21 protein-coding genes and 2 pseudogenes are annotated in these 17,613 nt (G+C 57.6%); 7 read left to right on the top strand and 16 right to left on the bottom strand.

The genetic code is table 11. The annotated features are described in order from the left end of the window. Window positions 1-25 precede the first annotated feature (25 nt). Both TBU01S_RS24830 and TBU01S_RS24825 read right to left on the bottom strand, forming a co-directional pair. Window positions 26-241 (bottom strand): annotated as a pseudogene (locus TBU01S_RS24830) (integrase core domain-containing protein); the annotation flags it as partial. Between the two features lie 102 nt (window positions 242-343). Then, window positions 344-598, bottom strand: a pseudogene (locus TBU01S_RS24825) (Arm DNA-binding domain-containing protein); the annotation flags it as partial. A 645-nt stretch (window positions 599-1,243) separates the two neighbouring features. On the opposite strand from TBU01S_RS24825, the gene sul2 reads away from it, so the two are divergent. Next, on the top strand, window positions 1,244-2,059 hold the full coding sequence (gene sul2 / locus TBU01S_RS15350) for a sulfonamide-resistant dihydropteroate synthase Sul2 (RefSeq protein ID WP_001043260.1): 816 nt from the start codon (window positions 1,244-1,246) through the stop codon (window positions 2,057-2,059). An 86-nt stretch (window positions 2,060-2,145) separates the two neighbouring features. Next, entirely contained in the window at window positions 2,146-2,448 is a 303-nt protein-coding gene (locus TBU01S_RS15345; protein ID WP_000251875.1) for a phosphoglucosamine mutase, read from the top strand. A 175-nt stretch (window positions 2,449-2,623) separates the two neighbouring features. Here TBU01S_RS15345 and TBU01S_RS15340 read toward each other — a convergent pair whose 3' ends face one another. From TBU01S_RS15340 to TBU01S_RS15330, 3 genes are all read right to left on the bottom strand, one after another. Beyond that, window positions 2,624-4,117, bottom strand: a complete 1,494-nt coding sequence (locus TBU01S_RS15340) for an IS91-like element ISCR2 family transposase (RefSeq protein ID WP_001120888.1) — start codon at window positions 4,115-4,117, stop codon at window positions 2,624-2,626. A 210-nt stretch (window positions 4,118-4,327) separates the two neighbouring features. Continuing rightward, a complete protein-coding gene (locus TBU01S_RS15335) occupies window positions 4,328-4,552 on the bottom strand; it encodes a hypothetical protein (protein ID WP_000743213.1) in 225 nt (74 codons plus the stop codon). Beyond that, the gene (locus tag TBU01S_RS15330) at window positions 4,549-5,256 is read right to left on the bottom strand and encodes a recombinase family protein (RefSeq protein WP_017781383.1); all 708 of its coding nucleotides are present in this window, start codon (window positions 5,254-5,256) and stop codon (window positions 4,549-4,551) included. The genes TBU01S_RS15335 and TBU01S_RS15330 overlap by 4 nt, the downstream gene beginning before the upstream one ends. Window positions 5,257-5,433: 177 nt before the next feature. Between TBU01S_RS15330 and TBU01S_RS15325 the strand changes: the two genes are divergently transcribed. From TBU01S_RS15325 to TBU01S_RS23140, 5 genes are all read left to right on the top strand, one after another. Then, window positions 5,434-5,766, top strand: a complete 333-nt coding sequence (locus TBU01S_RS15325) for an ArsR/SmtB family transcription factor (RefSeq protein ID WP_000447876.1) — start codon at window positions 5,434-5,436, stop codon at window positions 5,764-5,766. Beyond that, a complete protein-coding gene (gene arsH, locus TBU01S_RS15320) occupies window positions 5,763-6,530 on the top strand; it encodes an arsenical resistance protein ArsH (RefSeq protein WP_001239389.1) in 768 nt (255 codons plus the stop codon). Before TBU01S_RS15325 ends, arsH begins: the two co-directional genes overlap by 4 nt. Next, window positions 6,527-7,033 carry an arsenate reductase ArsC gene (locus TBU01S_RS15315; protein WP_000140066.1) on the top strand — a complete coding sequence of 169 codons (507 nt, stop codon included), beginning with the start codon at window positions 6,527-6,529 and terminating at the stop codon, window positions 7,031-7,033. The genes arsH and TBU01S_RS15315 overlap by 4 nt, the downstream gene beginning before the upstream one ends. Continuing rightward, complete coding sequence (arsB, locus tag TBU01S_RS15310) at window positions 7,030-8,097, top strand: ACR3 family arsenite efflux transporter (protein ID WP_001272375.1); 1,068 nt, start codon at window positions 7,030-7,032, stop codon at window positions 8,095-8,097. Before TBU01S_RS15315 ends, arsB begins: the two co-directional genes overlap by 4 nt. A 114-nt stretch (window positions 8,098-8,211) precedes the next feature. Beyond that, window positions 8,212-8,415 (top strand): hypothetical protein, encoded by a 204-nt coding sequence (locus TBU01S_RS23140; protein WP_000131871.1) that lies wholly within the window; start codon window positions 8,212-8,214, stop codon window positions 8,413-8,415. Between the two features lie 36 nt (window positions 8,416-8,451). On the opposite strand, the gene TBU01S_RS23135 is transcribed toward TBU01S_RS23140, so the two are convergent. The 11 genes from TBU01S_RS23135 to istB form a co-directional block, all read right to left on the bottom strand. Continuing rightward, window positions 8,452-8,676 carry a type I toxin-antitoxin system ptaRNA1 family toxin gene (locus TBU01S_RS23135; protein ID WP_000211355.1) on the bottom strand — a complete coding sequence of 75 codons (225 nt, stop codon included), beginning with the start codon at window positions 8,674-8,676 and terminating at the stop codon, window positions 8,452-8,454. Between the two features lie 63 nt (window positions 8,677-8,739). Further along, a complete protein-coding gene (locus tag TBU01S_RS23130; RefSeq protein WP_000213809.1) occupies window positions 8,740-8,988 on the bottom strand; it encodes a hypothetical protein in 249 nt (82 codons plus the stop codon). 4 nt (window positions 8,989-8,992) lie between these two features. Then, window positions 8,993-10,420 carry a P-type conjugative transfer protein TrbL gene (gene trbL / locus TBU01S_RS15305; RefSeq protein ID WP_001405816.1) on the bottom strand — a complete coding sequence of 476 codons (1,428 nt, stop codon included), beginning with the start codon at window positions 10,418-10,420 and terminating at the stop codon, window positions 8,993-8,995. Window positions 10,421-10,430: 10 nt separating this feature from the next. Then, window positions 10,431-10,667, bottom strand: a complete 237-nt coding sequence (gene trbK / locus TBU01S_RS15300; protein WP_000718002.1) for an entry exclusion lipoprotein TrbK — start codon at window positions 10,665-10,667, stop codon at window positions 10,431-10,433. Window positions 10,668-10,679: 12 nt separating this feature from the next. After that, complete coding sequence (gene trbJ, locus TBU01S_RS15295; RefSeq protein WP_000836966.1) at window positions 10,680-11,459, bottom strand: P-type conjugative transfer protein TrbJ; 780 nt, start codon at window positions 11,457-11,459, stop codon at window positions 10,680-10,682. A gap of 140 nt (window positions 11,460-11,599) precedes the next feature. Next, window positions 11,600-11,788: a FitA-like ribbon-helix-helix domain-containing protein gene (locus tag TBU01S_RS23125; protein WP_000024442.1), complete on the bottom strand. Its 189-nt coding sequence runs from the start codon at window positions 11,786-11,788 to the stop codon at window positions 11,600-11,602. Window positions 11,789-12,820: 1,032 nt separating this feature from the next. Next, on the bottom strand, window positions 12,821-13,702 hold the full coding sequence (gene repC / locus TBU01S_RS15290; protein ID WP_000743064.1) for a replication protein C, IncQ-type: 882 nt from the start codon (window positions 13,700-13,702) through the stop codon (window positions 12,821-12,823). After that, on the bottom strand, window positions 13,689-14,516 hold the full coding sequence (locus TBU01S_RS15285; RefSeq protein ID WP_001162384.1) for a helicase RepA family protein: 828 nt from the start codon (window positions 14,514-14,516) through the stop codon (window positions 13,689-13,691). The genes repC and TBU01S_RS15285 overlap by 14 nt, the downstream gene beginning before the upstream one ends. Window positions 14,517-14,520: 4 nt before the next feature. Then, on the bottom strand, window positions 14,521-14,742 hold the full coding sequence (locus tag TBU01S_RS23120) for a helix-turn-helix transcriptional regulator (protein WP_001179606.1): 222 nt from the start codon (window positions 14,740-14,742) through the stop codon (window positions 14,521-14,523). A gap of 147 nt (window positions 14,743-14,889) precedes the next feature. Continuing rightward, window positions 14,890-16,092 (bottom strand): tyrosine-type recombinase/integrase, encoded by a 1,203-nt coding sequence (locus tag TBU01S_RS24535; RefSeq protein ID WP_000954590.1) that lies wholly within the window; start codon window positions 16,090-16,092, stop codon window positions 14,890-14,892. 948 nt (window positions 16,093-17,040) lie between these two features. Further along, window positions 17,041-17,613: IS21-like element helper ATPase IstB (istB, locus tag TBU01S_RS15275; RefSeq protein ID WP_068637679.1), on the bottom strand; the 573-nt coding region annotated here is incomplete at its 5' end.

Genomic DNA, 17,613 nt, shown 5'->3' with positions numbered 1-17,613 from the left:
TTCCGCTGTCAAGCCTTTTCGAGGCGTGCCCCCAGGCGCGGGCCGCTTCAAGGTTGGCGAAACCGTGCGCCGGGAATTCTGGCCGGTATTTGGCCGTCTTGAACAACGACTCGACGAAGGCGTTGTCGTCTGAGACGCGTGGACGCGAGTACGACGGTTTGACGCCCAGCCAGTGGAACATCGCGAGCACCGTGGTGGCCTTGAGCGTGCTGCCGTTATCCCGGTCCAACACGCTCTTGCGCATCGACCGCGTCGAATCAGCCATGGTGGCCCCATAAAGCCACTGGGTCGCATGGTCACTGAAAGTCTTGGTTTCGGGATCGCGAGCTTTCTCTCGTCGCTTCTGCAGGGCCGGTGAAATGCCGTCGCGCACCAGTTGCTTGGCATCCAGCAGCTTTTCTCGCGCCGCGGCGAGCGAGATGCCGCCAAAACCATAGCGGCCGATGATCAGCGTCTCACGCCGGCCATTGATGCGGTAGTCGTACCTGAAGGAAATGGAGCCCGTCGGCAAGACGGCCGCGTACATGCCGTTGCGGTCAGCAACTTTGTAAAGGGTCGCGCGAGGTTTGAGGTTCCGAAGGGCGAGGTCTGTGAGCATCTAAATTTTTCTCCTGATCGAGACGGCCAAATACCGTCACCAATCAAGAGGCGTACAGATGCCTGCGAACCCGCATGAAACCTAGCTTCTGGGATCAATGCCTACCGTCACGGACGGTATTTCTATGACAACCAGATCTCGCCCCAATGCGGCCTAGCGCAAAGAGCTCATTCGTACCGTCAGCCGTACCGTCAAATTCATCACCTGACAGCACCTGATGCGCAGGAGGTACTGAGTAAAGACTATTTCAAATCAACAACTTAAAAATATTGGATTGCAGTGAATTATTTTTGCACAACACTGCAACATATTGATTTAAAAGAATAATTTTTCAACCTCTACTCCCACTCTATTGTAAACAAGACATTTTTATCTTTTATATTCAATGGCTTATTTTCCTGCTAATTGGTAATACCATGAAAAATACCATGCTCAGAAAAGGCTTAACAATATTTTGAAAAATTGCCTACTGAGCGCTGCCGCACAGCTCCATAGGCCGCTTTCCTGGCTTTGCTTCCAGATGTATGCTCTTCTGCTCCTGCAGCTAATGGATCACCGCAAACAGGTTACTCGCCTGGGGATTCCCTTTCGACCCGAGCATCCGTATGAGACTCATGCTCGATTATTATTATTATAGAAGCCCCCATGAATAAATCGCTCATCATTTTCGGCATCGTCAACATAACCTCGGACAGTTTCTCCGATGGAGGCCGGTATCTGGCGCCAGACGCAGCCATTGCGCAGGCGCGTAAGCTGATGGCCGAGGGGGCAGATGTGATCGACCTCGGTCCGGCATCCAGCAATCCCGACGCCGCGCCTGTTTCGTCCGACACAGAAATCGCGCGTATCGCGCCGGTGCTGGACGCGCTCAAGGCAGATGGCATTCCCGTCTCGCTCGACAGTTATCAACCCGCGACGCAAGCCTATGCCTTGTCGCGTGGTGTGGCCTATCTCAATGATATTCGCGGTTTTCCAGACGCTGCGTTCTATCCGCAATTGGCGAAATCATCTGCCAAACTCGTCGTTATGCATTCGGTGCAAGACGGGCAGGCAGATCGGCGCGAGGCACCCGCTGGCGACATCATGGATCACATTGCGGCGTTCTTTGACGCGCGCATCGCGGCGCTGACGGGTGCCGGTATCAAACGCAACCGCCTTGTCCTTGATCCCGGCATGGGGTTTTTTCTGGGGGCTGCTCCCGAAACCTCGCTCTCGGTGCTGGCGCGGTTCGATGAATTGCGGCTGCGCTTCGATTTGCCGGTGCTTCTGTCTGTTTCGCGCAAATCCTTTCTGCGCGCGCTCACAGGCCGTGGTCCGGGGGATGTCGGGGCCGCGACACTCGCTGCAGAGCTTGCCGCCGCCGCAGGTGGAGCTGACTTCATCCGCACACACGAGCCGCGCCCCTTGCGCGACGGGCTGGCGGTATTGGCGGCGCTGAAAGAAACCGCAAGAATTCGTTAACTGCACATTCGGGATATTTCTCTATATTCGCGGTTCAGCAGGCATGTCCCCTTTGAGGGCGACCCGACGACAGGATAATCGACCTTATGGTGCGCAAATATTTCGGCACAGACGGTATTCGTGGCAAAGCCAACGAAGGCGCGATGACGGCGGAAACCGCCTTGCGCGTCGGCATGGCGGCTGGCCGTGTCTTTCGTCGCGGTGACCACCGCCATCGTGTCGTGATCGGCAAGGATACGCGCCTGTCGGGCTATATGCTTGAACCCGCGCTCACAGCCGGTTTCACCTCGATGGGCATGGACGTATTCCTTTTTGGCCCGCTGCCGACAACGTATAGGAAGAATAAACGCCCTTTTCACCCAAGTCCAACAGCTTTGGACCGCAGTTGACTCTTTCGACACCCCTGCGATGCAACCCAATCCGGCTGACGGGGAGCCAGCAACGCTGAAAATTTACCCTCCTCTTTCCCACTAGCGGCTCCTTTTCCGACAACCAGCACGGCGGATCCCTGCCGCGGCGCTGTGAACGCAGCATTTTGATTGGTATCGTTGGCCTTCAGGCTCGTCAGTCAAACAGACCCAGGAGCAGCTCAGCCGGTGGCGCCCGGCTTTCGGGTAACGCCCTGGTCCCGCTGGTTTCGGCTTTGTGCTTCAGGTGATCAAGGATCTGCTTGATCACTATAGGGTCTTCAATGCAGGCGATGACTTTCATGGCGCCGCCGCAGCCGCTGCAGGTCTCGATGTCGATATTGAAAACACGCTTGAGCCGTTGCGCCCATGTCATCGACGCTCGCCGTTGTGCTGGTGTTGCCGGTTCATCAGCCACCCTGACCTTGTTGCCCCTGCCCCGTTTTGCCGGCGTGACCAACGCCCGGTGCCGACTGTTGGGTGCGAACACCCCGTGGAAGCGGGTTAGGTTGACTCTGGGCTTCGGTACCAGGGCGGCCAGCCTTGCAATGAAATCCAATGGTTCGAAAATGACGTGCGTGGTGCCGTCCCGGTACGGCGTCTTGAGCTGGTAGCGCACGTTGCCGCCTCGTGTTAACGACAGCCGCTTCTCGGATACCGCCGGGCGGCTGATGTACCGGCACAGCCGTTCGAGCTTCTTGCGTTCATCGGCCCTGGCCGCCACGCCGGCGTGCAGGCTGGACCCGGCTACCTTGCCAATCCCGTCACCGAACGGATCACCACTGGTCGGCAGAGTTTGCAAAGTGAACACCTTTCGCCCCGCCTGTGAACCGACAGCGATACGGTAAGTGATCGAGTGCCCCAGCAGGGGTGTCATCGGGTCGTCATCCACCGCATCCGAGGCCAGATAGCTGTTTTCGACATCCCGTTCCAGCAGGCCTTGCCGTTCCAGATAGCGACCCACCCGGTGGGCGATGGTGTGCGTCAGCTGGGTGAGCTCTGGGCTGGTCGGCGCCTTGACCCAGCGGAAACGCGCTGAGCCGTGGGATTGCTCGACATACACACCGTCGAGAAACAGCATGTGGAAGTGAACATTCAGATTGAGCGCCGATCCAAAACGCTGGATCAGGGTGACCGCGCCCGTCTTGGCCACTTGGTGGGTATGGCCCGCTTTCTTGACCAGGTGCGTGGCAATGACGCGGTAAACGATGCCCAGCACCCACCCCATGATCTCGGGCCGGCTGGCAAACAGGAAACGCAGCTGAAACGGGAAGCTCAACACCCACTGACGCATGGGTTGTTCAGGCAGTACTTCATCAACCAGCAAGGCGGCACTTTCGGCCATCCGCCGCGCCCCACAGCTCGGGCAGAAACCGCGACGCTTACAGCTGAAAGCGACCAGGTGCTCGGCGTGGCAAGACTCGCAGCGAACCCGTAGAAAGCCATGCTCCAGCCGCCCGCATTGGAGAAATTCTTCAAATTCCCGTTGCACATAGCCCGGCAATTCCTTTCCCTGCTCTGCCATAAGCGCAGCGAATGCCGGGTAATACTCGTCAACGATCTGATAGAGAAGGGTTTGCTCGGGTCGGTGGCTCTGGTAACGACCAGTATCCCGATCCCGGCTGGCCGTCCTGGCCGCCACATGAGGCATGTTCCGCGTCCTTGCAATACTGTGTTTACATACAGTCTATCGCTTAGCGGAAAGTTCTTTTACCCTCAGCCGAAATGCCTGCCGTTGCTAGACATTGCCAGCCAGTGCCCGTCACTCCCACTCGATTGTAAACAAGCACACAAAACCCTTTAGTGACAACAATTTGCAAGAACTATCAGGCTCAGTGCCATGAAAAATACCATGACCAGATCATGAGGTTGAACACGGCTTGCGCCGGCAGCGTTCACGCTCCTGGTCGGCGATCTCGCCCGGCTGCAATGCTAGCTCAGCATCGGTCATGCGCTCCAGCACGTCGCGTAGGCGGATGGTGCAAGGAATGGGCGGCAGCTCGAACTCATAGCCGCCGGCGATCATTTCGGCCGCAATCTCCTCGGTGATGAAAAACGGCTCGTCGTCTTGGTTCGGCTTCTTCATGCCCTTTCCTCCTGGCGCTCATCCTGGCCGACAGCGGCCAGGGCATCGGCTTCCGTCAATGCGTCCTCCACGAACGCGCCGTGCTGCTTCGCTTCGGCCTGGCTGACCTCGGCCCATATCCGTTTCACCTGGGCCGCACTGTACCCGGCCAGCTCGGCGGTCTTGTTGATGCTGTAGCCGGACTTGCGCAGCGCGACAACTTGGGCGCGGCGCTTCGGATCAGCACGGCGGCCCTTGTACCGCCCGGCCTGGCGGGCCAACTCAATGCCTTGGCGCTGGCGTTCGCGCCTGTCCTCGTAGTCGTCGCGGGCCATCTGCAAGGCCAGGCGAAAAAGCATGATCTGCACGGCTTCCAGCACGATCTTGGCGACGCCCTGGGCCTCGGCCGCCAGGTCGGATAGATCGACCACGCCAGGGACGGCCAGGCGTGCGCCTTTGGCCTGTATCGAGGCCACCAGGCGCTCGGCCTCGGGCAAAGGTAGGCGGCTGATGCGGTCGATCTTCTCGGCAATGACCACCTCGCCGGGCTGTAGGTCGCCGATCATGCGCAGCAGCTCAGGCCGGTCGGCGCGTGCGCCGGATGCCTTCTCACGGTAGATGCCGGCGACGTAGTAGCCGGCGGCCTTCGCGGCCGTAGTGATCGCCTCTTGGCGTTCCAAGTCCTGCGCGTCGGTGCTGACGCGCAGATAGACCCGCGCCACCATCGGCGCGGCTACTGGCTTCGTCCTGCGCATACTTGCGGGCTCCTTTGGGCATACTCAAATGCACCCATCTTAAACTGGCAGGCCAATTTATCACATATCGATCTAAATGCGCCTAGCTCATTTTTACAGCTTAAATGAGCTATTGAGCACACTCCATATTTCGACTATTATTGAAACATGGAAACGATAAATGCTGTAGCCGCCCTGGCGGCCATCGCTCAAGAATCGCGCCTCGCGGTGTTCCGGCTTCTCGTCCAGGCCGGCCCCGCCGGCATGGCCGCCGGAAAAATCAGCGAAGCGGCCGGCATCCCGCCGTCTTCGCTATCCTTCCACCTGAAAGAGCTGGCACACGCCGGCATGGTCACGTCGCGGCAAGAAGGCCGATTTGTGATCTACGAGGCGAACTTTTCGACGGCCACTAACCTGGTGGCCTTTCTCACGGAAAACTGCTGCGGCGGCCAGGTGTGCAACCTGTCTTGCACCACGGAAGCCGGGAAGGTGTTGGCATGAGACTTCGCCATCTTTCCGACCCCGATTCTTTGCCCGCTTTGGACAAATCCTTTGCCATCGAGCGCCCGGCGCTCGGGCTGGCACCCGACGCCCCGCCGGTGCGTATCCTGCTGCTGTATGGCTCGCTGCGCGCCCGCTCGTTCTCACGGCTGGCCGTCGAGGAAGCGGCCCGGCTGCTGCAATTCTTTGGCGCAGAAACACGCATCTTCGACCCGTCCGATTTGCCGTTGCCCGATCAAGTGCAAAGCGACGATCACCCGGCCGTCAAGGAGCTGCGCGCCCTGTCCGAGTGGTCAGAGGGACAAGTCTGGTGCAGCCCGGAACGCCACGGTCAGATTACCAGTGTCATGAAGGCGCAGATTGACCATCTGCCGCTTGAAATGGCCGGCATCCGGCCGACCCAAGGCCGCACCCTGGCCGTGATGCAGGTATCCGGCGGCTCGCAGAGCTTCAACGCCGTGAACACCTTGCGTCTGCTCGGCCGCTGGATGCGAATGTTCACCATTCCGAACCAGTCGAGTATCGCCAAAGCGTTCCAAGAGTTCGACGCGGCGGGCCGCATGAAGCCCTCGCCGTACTACGACCGAATAGCCGATGTGATGGAAGAACTGGTGCGCTTCACGGCGCTGGTACGGCCGCACCGTGAAGCACTGACAGACCGCTATTCCGAACGGAAAGCGGCCGGCCACGTCATCGACGAGGCCACCGATCTTTCATCCATCGCCATTGCTCCCCAGCCACTACCAGAAAGCGAAACATCATGACCGAAAGAATCTATAACGTCCTCATCCTCTGCACCGGCAATTCGGCGCGCAGCATCATGGCCGAAGCTCTCATCAACACGATGGGGCAAGGGCGCTTCCGCGCCTACAGCGCCGGCAGTCACCCAACCGGCAAGGTCAATCCCTTCGCCGTCGAAAAGGTGGAGTCGGTGAATTACCCGACCGAGAATCTGCGCAGCAAGAGCTGGGACGAGTACGCCACGCCCGACGCACCGAAGATGGACTTCATCATCACCGTCTGCGACAACGCCGCCGGCGAAATGTGTCCGGTGTGGCCTGGTCAGCCGATCTCGGCGCATTGGGGATTTGAAGACCCGGCCGCCGTCGAAGGCACTGACGCCGAGAAGCGCCGGGCCTTCGAACAAACCTTCCGGCACATGATGAACCGCGTCCGCCTGTTCGTGAATCTGCCTCTCAAAATGCTTGACCAGACGGCCATCAAGCGCGAGCTGGCGAACATCGGCAAGACCGAGCAGGAAGCATGAGCGCCGGCGCACAGGCCATCGCCGCGAAGCCGCGCCAGGCCCCGATGAGCGGCTTCGAGCGTTACCTGACGCTGTGGGTGGCCCTGTGCATCGTCGCCGGTGTTGCGCTCGGCCAGGGCCTTCCTGACGTGTTCCAGGCCATAGGCCGCATGGAAGTGGCCCAGGTCAATTTGCCGGTGGGCCTGCTGATTTGGGTAATGATCGTCCCGATGCTGGTCAAGATCGACTTCGGGGCGCTGCACCAGGTCAAAGAGCATTGGCGCGGCATCGGCGTCACGCTGTTCGTGAATTGGGCCGTCAAGCCATTCTCGATGGCCCTGCTGGGGTGGCTGTTCATCCGACAAGTGTTCGCTCCGTTCCTGCCGGCCGATCAACTGGACAGCTACATCGCGGGCTTGATCTTGCTGGCCGCCGCGCCCTGCACGGCAATGGTGTTCGTGTGGAGCCGCCTTACCAACGGCGACCCGCTTTTCACGCTCTCGCAAGTGGCTCTGAACGACGCCATCATGATCGTGGCCTTCGCGCCCATCGTCGGCCTGCTGCTGGGCATGTCCTCGATCTCGGTGCCTTGGGACACGCTGCTGATTTCGGTCGTGCTCTACATCATCGTGCCGGTGATCCTGGCGCAGCTCTTGCGGCGGCATCTGCTCAAGCAAGGACAGGCCGCCTTTGAACGGGCCATGCAGAAGATCGGGCCGTGGTCGATGGCCGCGCTGCTGCTGACGTTGGTTCTACTGTTCGCCTTCCAGGGCGAGGCCATCATCCGGCAGCCGTTAGTGATCGCCATGCTAGCCGTGCCGATCTTGATTCAAGTGTTCTTCAATTCCGGGTTAGCCTACTGGCTGAACAAGCGGGCGGGGGAAAAGCACTCTGTCGCCTGTCCTTCGGCCCTGATCGGTGCCAGCAACTTCTTCGAGCTGGCCGTGGCGGCCGCCATCAGCTTGTTCGGTCTGCACTCCGGCGCTGCATTGGCAACCGTGGTCGGCGTCCTGGTCGAAGTGCCGGTGATGCTGCTGGTCGTGCGCGTGGTGAATCGCTCGAAGAGCTGGTACGAACGAGGTTGAACATGAGTAGGAAAAAACTGAGGAAATGATTGCAGATTGCCGCGCCGGCCGCTTCCTGGCGCATTCGATCACTGACCTGGAACACCTAGTATCCATGCTTGCTGAGGTCGCCCGATGACAGACCCAAAGAACCTAGAGAACAGGCTGCATGAGAAGGCCGACCCGGCCCGCGCCGTTTCCACTGGTCGGGTGCGCTACACACTGGCCGAACTACTGGCCGACGCGGAAGCATCCGGGGCTTACCCGCTGCCGCCGGAGGAACGCGAATGGATGGATGCGCCGTCTGTGGGTCGGGAATGGCCAAACAGTGAAGATTGAAAAAGGCGGCCAGTTCGAGTGGCCGCCCTTTCGTCATTAGCTGCACGCTTGGCGCAAGGCGTTCATTGCTTCTTGAAAATCAGCCTGTGTCGCCCGGCCCGTTTCAGCTTGGTAGTACACCACCATAAAAGCATTAGCGACGGCTTCGGCCAATGGCCCAAGGCTCCGCGCTTCCGCTTGGTTGATGTACTCCAAAGAAGAAAGAATAGCCGCTGCTTGATGCACTGCTTGCCCTGGTTCGATAATATGTTGTGTTGTCATAATTCACCTCTCCAGTAGGTGTTGATTGAAAGTGCCGGGCTGGTTGTGGCCAGCCCGGTGCGCCTACAGGTACAGCCCCGCCGCCTCCGCGAATGCTGACCGCTCATTCCTGCCGCCATTAACCTCAATACTTATCGGCTTAGTTTCGCTCTCTCTCATAGGGTCTGGCCGTGATACAAAAGCGGCTGTTTCTGTCTCTGCATCGACCTCGGTCGATTGATCACCCAGCGGCGAAATAAATACCTGGCTGACTTCTTCCCTTGGCGCTTCATCCAGGGCCGCCAATGCGGCCATGTATGTTGATGTCGTCATCGTGCTAACTCCTGACTTCGTTACTATCTGGGCCAGAATCGGCGCCCAAGCTATTGCCCTCGAACTGGCCAGATTGGCTTGCTTCTTTCGGCTCCATGCTTTCGCGTATCGAAGCAGCCAGTTTTCCGCCTGTGGTTTCGCTCACTCGCTCCTGGAATCCCTGCTTCACTTGAGAGCCGACACCCTTGGCTAACTCGGAGGCCGTGCCTGTGGCCAGCTTCGCGGCCTTGGCAAAGCCGCCACCGCTTGAGCTACTGCCGCTGTCACCAAAGCCAGCCGCTTGGGCGAATGGGCTACTGCCAGCAGTACCCGCTTCACCACCACCGTTTCCGCCACTGCTGACAACTGACCCCATGCTGGACATGTCACCGCCGGTTTCCATACTCGCTGATGCTTTCTGAAAAGCCGCTTGGAGTGCACTTGCACCTCCGGCTGCACCGGCTGCGGCACCCATAACCGCTTTACCTGCCAGGGCAGCGCCGCCAGTTGCCATACTGGCCGCCGTCACCGCCGCCCCAACTGCCGCACCCGCACCGAAGTTTCCAATTCCACCGGCTGCGCCAATACCACCACCAGACACAAGACCAGAAATCATCGGCGGAACTTTGTTGACCAAGAAAAGCAAGATGACCGATATAACCAACATCACGGCCAGTTCCTGGGATGCCATGTTCTCGCTGATTTGCGTGTAGTAGTGATTGATGAACTCTTTGCCAATCGCAACCAGAAGCACCATTGCCATAAGCTGTGCGGCCAGGCCCAGCACGGTCTTGTAGTAATTGATCGCCATGTCGGAAGTCCAACGACTTCCACCAAAGCCAAGGAAGAACACACCGGCATACAACAGAATCCAGGCTGATGCGAGCAACAGCAACAGGTTGACCGCAATCAACGCCAGGACAAACAAAACAGCCAGGGCCATTAGCTCCATGACCAGAGCAGTTGCCATCTGCCGCCATCCCAGCTCCGAGGTGGCCTGTACTGTGCGGTTGTATAACTCGAAACCAAGATCAAGGATGCTGGAGGGCCCAAGATTGCTATTGGAAAGTCCCCCCGCCTGCGCGCCCAGAGTTTGCAATGACTGAACAATCGTACCGGCGATATTCATGCCCTGGTTCGCATTCGTCAGCAACCACCAGAAAAAGCCGGTGAAGATCGTGAAGCGAACGAACTCCGCGAAGAACTCGCCAATGTCGGCCTTGCGCAAAGCCATCATGCCGAATGTCCAGACCATCGAAATCACAACCAGCGTCCAGAACAAACGCGATGCAGCGGACTCAATAGCTGGCCCCCATGTTGCGGCAGCATCATGAAAACGCTTGAGCACATCATTCATAACACCGCTGCTACTTAGCTCCTGCGCCATTGCAGGTTCAGCCAGCACCATTGTGGCGACCATCATCAAGCCACCTAGAGCAATTTTCTTTCTCATGGCGACCACCTCAATAATCATCTTTAGGGCTGGGCTTGAACTCCCACTGACGCATCTGCTTGGCCTTCTGGAATGCTCTGCATTCCTCGGTAAAGGCCTCTCGGTTCGCTTCGCTGCGCATTTCATTCAGTGCTGCCTGGAACGCATCGGGGGCACACGTCGCCGCATTTGGTTCGGGCATCCTTTCCTGTTCACATCCAGCCAACAACAGCAACGTAGCCGCGGTAGTAAAAAAGATTTTTTTCATCTCACCGCCTCCCTAGTAGTTGTCTGCCGGACTCGGGCGAAACGTCCAGGTACGCATTTGCTCGGCCCTGGCATCACCTCGCGCCTCGGCATCGAGTTCTGCTGCAATCCGGGCTGCCTCCGCGTTGTGTTGGGCGGTCAACATGGTGCGAATCTGCAAGAGCTGATTGGCCTGCTGGCTGGCGAGCTGGTTGGCGTAGCCGATGGCCTGTAGCTGGCCAGTTGCACCCTGGGCCGCGCCTTGCAGCCGCTCCAGGGTACGGGCGTCATCCTTCAAAGCCTTTTGCTGGTCGGCAACGGTCTGGAACAGGGCATCGTTGGCCTTCTTTTGCGACTCTGACGCCAGGCGGCGGTTCTCTTCCATCGCTGCCTTTTCGGCCGGCGTGCATCCGCCGCTGCCGTTGAAGCATGGCGAGCTGCGGTAATAGGCCACGTCCTGAAACTTGGCCAGGTAACGATCCAGGCTGCCTAGCTGGTTCTCGTAATAGGCCAGCGTGTTTTGCGCGGCAATCAGCCGGTTGATCGTAGTCTGCGCCTGATCCCAGATATACGCGGCTGGGGCCATCGTGTTCTGGAGCTGATTTTCGTACTGCTGCAACTGGGTCTGGTACTGCTCAATCTGCTTGAGCGTCTGCGCCACCGACTCGATGGCCGTCATGATGTTCTGGGCCAGGTTGCCGCCGTCGATGACGGGGATACCAGCTTGCACAGGGGCGGTGGTAGTGGTGATAAAGCCGGTTGCGAGTGCAACGGCTAGAGCGGTTTTTTTAGCCGCTAAAATTTTGGACTTCATGGTCGTACTCCGTCGATGAAAAGAAGGCATTGCCTTGACCAAGCGTTGTGCTTGTTCTCGGCAACGTTTCATCGAAGAGCTACGCCACTAGCTGATCGGTATTGCCCTTGGCGCTGAGGCCCGGACTTACAAACGTAAAACTACTCTGTTTTTTTATCGCTTTCGGACAAGCCAACTTCCCGGCCAATCTCTTCAAGCTCTAGCGGCTGTACTGCCGCCGTCAGTATTTCGCGTATTTCCGCGTCGGTGCTCCTATCGTTGAGCGCTGCTCGAACTTTCAACGCACGGTGCACCTCGGCGGGTAAATTCCTGATAAGCACATTTGCCATATCAATACCCTTTTGGTGTACCCGACAACCATGCTATCAAAGATATTAAAAATAGCAAGACCTATACTCTTGCAACCGGCGGTAGCCGATCAGCCCCGCAGGGCAGGATTCCCGTTGAGTGCCCCCGGCGCGAATAAGGGACAGTGAAGATAGATAACCGGCTTGCCGGTTAGCTAACTTCACCCATCCTGCCCGCATTTCACCCACTATTGAAAATCTAGCGCATATCGAACGTAAAGCGTTTTATCGTCAAACAAACACCGATTCTTGGCAACATAACCGTAATCGTCACCAAATCGGCCTGCAATCGACATAGTCGCTTCAAAATCGCTGCTCAATCGGCTTTAAATCGGAACCTAAAATGCCAACAATCGACACAAACCATTCGCCCCGATGGGGCGAGTTGGACGCCAAAAAAGAAGGGCATAACCCGCCCCTCAAGTGTCAATGAACACAAGAAATTTGCCTCCCCTCCCGTCATACCACTAAGGCGACGTATTGATACTTGAGGGGCAACCTTTCCTGATGTTGACACCTTCACGCAGGTTACTGGTTATGGGCGTCCAACACACACGGCTCATTCCTGCTTGGTAATAATAAGAATAATAATCTTCTTATTATTCTTACCGAACGAATGGGCACTGCTTAGCCATTTCACGTTTCGAGCCAAGGTTTCAGTACAGATAACTACAAGTGCACACAGCGGCCCTCCAGCACCGTTAGACGCAGATTCTGCTTCAGCTCATGGAATAAGGGACTCCGGGTTGTTTTCCCCTCTCACAAGGCGTTTCAGCGGCCACTGAAGCCGCCTTCTCTTCTTGGCGTTAAACCATCGGCCTATGGCCGATTGATAAAGCCCGCCAGGGCTTTATTGGCAAGGTCAGAACGCGCCCTCAAGGCGCGAGCTGCACCGCGCATGATGGATTATCTTTAGATAATCTTGGATGGATTTCCCAAACTGCCCGCAAAGCAGCGCACCGTCTGGGTTTTCCAAATTGGGACGGGGAACGTTACGACGGCAGAAGGGGAGCGTTACGACGGTAACAAGGGAACGTTACGACGGTAAACGGGTGCAGTTGCCGTGGGGCCAGGCCTCTTGATCTCCCATTTTCCCTTGGCGTATTCGTTCACTACCCAACCCACGGCGGCAAGTTCGGCCAGTGCCTTCCGGGCAGTCTGACGGCGTTTTTTCATAGCTTCGGCATTGGCTTCATCTGGCCAGACATAGCCGCAAAGCGTGTCCAGTTCCACGCGCCCGGATTTGCCGGGGTCGATCCAGCCGCATAGCCGTTGGTGCATCAGCCGTGCCGGATCAGTCTGTAGCACCCGCACTTCCGCCATGTCGATACGGGCATATGGACGATGCCCCAGGATCGCTTCGGCAATACGCGGATTCAGGGCAACCCATAGCCTGCCGTCCGTCTCGTCAAAAGCATGACTCATCAGGTGGAACGCGGCTTGCCGCCGTCCCTTCGTCACAAGGATGGTGACGTTCGACATGCGCAGCAGGCTGGCTTTGAGCGCCTTGATGTTGTCGCCGCTATCCGTCATGCCCGTTTCTGAGAGCAGTTTGGTCAGGCTCTCACGAACCACCAAGCCGTCTTGCTCAATGGCTTCGAAACGGGGTTCAAGGAATAGCCGTAGCTGTCGCCCCGTCTCACTGGTCGGTTCCGGGGTTAGCAAGATGCCGTTCGGGCCGCCAAGGGCCACGATGCCTTGCAAAAGACGCATATCATCGGCCCCGAGAGGTTCGAATCCGACGAAACGCATGGATTCGTCCTCGCCAAAGGTGTAGGTCACGTCCAGCTTGCAGCGTTTGCGATCGCCACGCTTGAGGCTGCGGAACAGGCCAGGTGCCAAACAGTGCGCGGGATCATGTCGGACGTGGGTCAGGTCATGCTTAGGCTTCTTCACGCTGTCTCCTTTTCACCTTGCACTGCCGCTCCAGTACAGCAGGCTTCAACACGCCGCCGTCGTGCCGTCTAAACCAGAGTTCTTGAAAAGGTGCGCCATAGTTGGCCTTGCTGACGCCAAAGCGGACAAAATACCCACGCTGACAATCATCGACCCCCAGTATCTCGGCCTCGCCTTGCGTCATGCCGGATAGGTACGATTGCCAACGGATGTTATCAACCAGTACGGACGATCCACGACTGGCCTGCTGTTGATCGCCCGACCCCATCATGGCTGCGCTTTTACTCGCGTGGTGCAGAAACACAATGGAGCAGCCTGTATCAGCGGCTATGGCCTCCATGTGCCCAACAACCTGCGCCATCGGCCCGCTAGCGTTCTCCTCCTCAATGTGGAAGCGCCGCAAAGTGTCCAAGATCATCAAGCGACGACCTTCAGCGGCTCGTTTGAGAGCATCGAACCAGCTAGCAGCCATGATGTTTGGGCATTTACCGATCAAGGGTTCAATGAGCAAACCATCAGCCACGGCTTGCCGTTCCGCTGCGCTGAGGTGTGCCCCAAGGGCGTGCAGACGATGGTGAATAGCGGCCGGTGGATCTTCAGCAGGCAGATAGACCACTTGCCCGGTGGGAAACTCGCCTATTTCAAGTAAATCAGGCCCGCCTGCAATCTGTGCAGCCAATTGAAGGGCCAACATGGATTTACCAGCCCCACCAGGCGACACAAGAGCACCAACAGTGCCAGCAACCATATTAGGCAGAACATAATCAATGGGTGGCGGCAATTCCGTGAAAGCCGCCATAAGATCAAGAGCCATATAACTAGCCCTCTATAGGGCCAGGTCGCGCAGCTTGATCACCCGATGATTTACGTGCCTCAATCCACTCTTCGACCTCTGACAAATCCCAGGCGACATTTCTACTGGTTAACGCGATACGGCGTGGAAAATCCCCTCGCTGCTCCAGGTTATAAATTGTTCGTGTCGAAAGCGGGATCATCTCCAGGAGCTTCTTCCTGTTGATGAGGGTCTTTATATTTTGCATGGGTCAATACCTCTCAAATGAATAGTTGCTATTCATCGAGTAGCTGCGCGAAGCAGCTAATCGGTAATTGACCTGCCCGATGCCAATGGCGGCCTTATTTATAAATTCACGGCATCAACTTCAATGCTATCAAAGATAGCAAAAACATCAACCCTTACTGCCTCCCGAAGTCCACTCATCAATCATATCGGCCCAATCCTGCAACATCGCCGCCCGCTGCTCGCGGTACTCAGCCTTGTTGTAGACAGCCCTCACGCCCTTCTGCTCGTGCGCCAGGCACTTCTCGATCCAGTCGGTGTTGTAGCCGGCCTCATGCAACAGCGTGCTGGCTGTGCGCCGCAAATCATGCGGTCCGAACTTGGTAAGTGACTTCCCATCTTTCTGCGCCGCCTTGTAAGTCAGCGTCAGCACCTGGTTAAGTGTGGCAGCGCTCATCGGCGCATCCGAGTCGTACCGTGATGGCAAAACGAAGTCGGAACCACCGGCAAAGGTTTTCATGGCAATGAAAATATCCAGAGCCTGCTGGGACAGAAATACCAGGTGCGGGTTACGGCGTTTCATCCGCTCCTTTGGAATCGTCCACAACGCTTCGCTGAAATTGATCTCGCTCCAGGTCGCATTGGTCAGCTCGCTCTTGCGCACCATCGTCAGCAATAACAGCTTGGCCGCCGCACGGTTTGTTGGGCTTGTGCCCACTCGCTCCATGTACTGGTACATCAGCCCAATTTCTTCTGGCGTCAACGCTCGGTCACGTGGCTCGAATCGAGCGATGCTTGTTGGGCGCACCAGTTCTGCCGGGTTTTCGACCTTCTGCCCACGCTCGATGGCCCAGCGAAATACCTGCAACACGATTTCACGCACATGAACGGCGGTGGCCGGTGCGCCTCGCTCAACAATGGCATCAGCCAGCGCCCGCAAGTCTTCGTGGGTGATCTCCACCAGCTTCTGATTGCTGAATTTCGGCTTCAGCTCACGCTCATAAACCGAGCGGCGCATATCGCGGGTGGAGTCGGCCATCTGGTAGCCACGCAGCCACTTCTCCGCCCAGGCACCGAACGTCTCTGCATCTTTCACCCGCGCCTTGTCTCGGGCTTTCTCCTTGGCCGGCGACTTGCCCGCCGCAACCATCTTCTTGGCGTCACCCAACAGCTCGCGGGCTTCGGCCAGGGTGATGCCACCGACACCATAACGCCCAAAGGTGATGGTCTCCTGCCGACCGTTGATTGAGTAGTTGTAACGGAACGAGATGGAGCCGGCTGGAGTCACTGCCACATAGAGACCTTCCCGGTCATTCACTTTGTAGAGTTTGTCCCTGGGCTTGAGATTGCGCAGCTTGGTATCGGTCAGCATGTACCTTGTCCTTCTTCGTCTCCGATACCATGCTGAAAAAATCTCGAATTTATCGTATTTTTTCTTACGAAACAGTAACTTATAGAATATTAATACCATGAACACACAAAAGAACGCAGCATGGTATCGGCATCAATCATGGCATCGCCAAACCATAATACCAGCTTTAATGCCATGCTCAAACGGTGCTTGGCGCTTCCTCCCGTTGCCAGATCGTGCCAAACACAAACAAAAAAAAGCCCGCAATTACGCGGGCTTAGCGGCATTTCATGCCATCAGGTGCCTGGCTGTGCCAGACGCGGAATCATTTATTCCACTCGATTGTCAATAGCATCGTGGAAACCATTGTGTAGCAAGGCTTTCGGCCTGATGCGGGTGGCTTGATACCGACAACGATACCGACAAATTGCCGCGTCTCAGCGGGGTCACCTGGCTAGCTCCATCCAGTTCATGTTGTCCCATCGTACCGGCATCGCCCTCGGCTCCCTCAAAACTGCCCTACTGAGGGGTGGTCGAGCCCTTTCCAACGGGGAGCCCCCCTCGAATGCTGAGGGCTAATGGTATCAGATGCGGCTTTCGCCCCTCGTCTGACGGTATCAGCGACAGCGTCTTCTGCGGGGCTAACGGTATCAGAGCCGAATCACCCCCGTACTTTGACGGTATCAGCGGCTGAAGCAGCCCGGACACCCGTGTCTGATACCGTCAAGTCAGTGTCAAGTCGTGCCATAGAGCACCACGTGTCGGCGCCGGTCCAATATTGACCAGGTGTACCGGTTGAATTTTGACCAGGGGCGATAGCTGCTCGTCATTGCTGCAGCTGTGGATAAGTGTATCGGATTCGCGGTCCTGTTTGCCCTCCTGTGTGCTTGCTGTCGAGCGAGGGAGAGGCGACGCGGGGGAATCTGCGAAGGGCGTAGCCCGAAGCAGATTCCCCCGCGTCGCGCCGGCTCAGAACGGGTCAGCCCCGTCGCTTTCAGACGCTACAGCCCGCTTGCTCTTCTCCCTTGACTGGATGCGGGACTTGGCGGCCGCGCTGCTGTGCTGGAAGCGCCACGACTCGTTACCGGTCTCCACGATGTGGCAGTGATGCGTCAGCCGGTCCAGCAGCGCCGTCGTCATCTTGGCGTCGCCGAACACGCTGGCCCATTCCCCGAAGGTCAGGTTGGTCGTGATCATCACGCTGGTGTGTTCGTAGAGCTTGGAGAGCAGGTGGAAGAGCAAGGCGCCGCCGGCTTGGCTGAAGGGGAGATAGCCCAGCTCATCGAGGATGACCAGGTCCATGCTGCGCAGCGACAGCGCAAGCCGCCCGGCTTTGCCAGCGGCCTTCTCCTGTTCGAGCGCATTGACCAGATCGACCGTCGAGTAAAAGCGCACTCGCCGGCCATGACGCGTAATCCCTGAGACGCCCAGCGCCGTTGCCAGATGGGTCTTGCCCGTGCCCGGCCCGCCGATGAAGACGACGTTGTGCGCCTGGTCGGTAAACGACAGATCGGCCAGTCCTGTGATGAGCTTGCGCTCAAC

Source organism: Thauera butanivorans NBRC 103042 (genome assembly GCF_001591165.1).
GTDB classification, from domain to species: domain Bacteria; phylum Pseudomonadota; class Gammaproteobacteria; order Burkholderiales; family Rhodocyclaceae; genus Thauera; species Thauera butanivorans.
Note: the sequence above shows the minus strand (reverse complement) of the source record. Positions and strands in the feature narration are given on the sequence as shown.